1 protein-coding gene is annotated in these 237 nt (G+C 66.7%); it reads right to left on the bottom strand.

The annotated features are described in order from the left end of the window. The coding region (locus tag AC4IFT_RS22630) for a hypothetical protein (RefSeq protein WP_490752998.1) at positions 1–237 on the bottom strand (237 nt) is incomplete at both ends.

Genomic DNA, 237 nt, shown 5'->3' on the forward strand with positions numbered 1-237 from the left:
GTGCGGAACCCGTCGAAAAAGTGGATGAACGGCAGGCGCGCGTTGAGGCTGGCGGTCTGCGAGATCAGCGCGAAATCCTGCGCTTCCTGCACGCTGCCGGCGCACAGCATGGCGCAGCCGGTCTGGCGCACCGCCATCACGTCAGAGTGATCGCCGAAGATTGACAGCGCGTGCGTGGCCACGGTGCGCGCGGCGACGTGCAGCACAAACGGCGTCAGCTCGCCGGCCAGTTTGTAC

This window comes from Providencia sp. UF-183 (genome assembly GCF_058246155.1).